Source organism: Vibrio sp. Vb1574 (assembly GCF_033338675.1).
Genome location: NZ_JAWOTC010000402.1, coordinates 1 through 1,095, shown reverse-complemented (window position 1 = coordinate 1,095; position 1,095 = coordinate 1). Strand labels below are relative to the sequence as shown.

The following is a 1,095-nucleotide window of genomic DNA, read 5'->3' as shown; positions in this document are numbered from 1 at the left end:
TTCGGTTGGGCGGACGATGAGCAAGGCGGTGACGTTTTCTTCTGCCATTAGGCTTGCAGCTTCTTGAATAGAAGCGGTCGCTTCGAGCGTCACAGGGTCACGAGTCAGGATTTTACGCGCTTTTGCGGTTGTTAAATCATTGCCATCGGAGCGACTAGAGATCGCATTGCGAAGCCGAGCGCTATCTTCGAGCTCCATAAAATCCGCGAAGTTTTCAAACTCGTCGCAAAGTTCGTTGAAGATGTTCTCAGGAATGCAATACACCAAGGTGTCTTCTATCGCTTTTGCTGGCATACGAACGCGGTTGTTCATGAGCAACCCCATTTGCCCGAACAGGCCACCAGCATCAATACGGTTATAAAGTTCACCTTTGCGTCGATAAATCTCTACCGCTCCACTGCGTACCATATACAAGTCGCGAATCGTATCGCCAAATTTGAGGATGTCGGTACCTTGACGGAAATACGCCACTTCTGCATGAATGGCGATTTTTTTTAACTGCTCTTCTGGCAGTTCATCGAAAGGAGGATGTTGGCTAATGAAATTGAGTACTTCTAACTGCTCGGCTTCCATTCTTTATTCCATGCGTTGCCTAAAGTAACCAGATCAATATCATCTCGATTTAGCATAAGCAACAGATAACGCTAAGACTTCTGCTTACCTCATCATGTTATGTTTGTTTCTTCCAAACACAGATTTGAACTCTAATCATTTCACTATTCTTTCTGCCTCTAAAGACTGAGCAATAAATATGCAACCCTACTGTGCCGACATGTATTAAAAACTTAAAAATAAATTCAACGTCGTGTTTATCGCCTAAAAACACAAACGAACACATTCATAACTAGTTGTTTTAAAAAGATTTATCAATAAAACAACGAAAGTTCATTACTACGAAAAATATGATCACAGAACATCAATAAGCCAAGCCAATCATTTGAAAACTTTTATCAATTTAATTAGAGTACAAAACGTTAACTCGTGATAAACACATAACAAAGGACAATTAACATGGATCCCATACTGGAAGTTAAGGGACTGTATAAAGTGTTTGGAGAAGCTCCGGAGCGAGCATTCTCACTCATCGAAAAAGGC

The 1,095-nt window shown here is 41.3% G+C and carries 1 protein-coding gene; it reads right to left on the bottom strand.

Annotated elements, in window-relative coordinates:
• Window positions 1-573 (bottom strand): Crp/Fnr family transcriptional regulator (locus R7O12_RS26465; RefSeq protein WP_318127044.1); only part of this gene is annotated, 573 nt, incomplete at its 3' end.
• Window positions 574-1,095 lie beyond the last annotated feature (522 nt).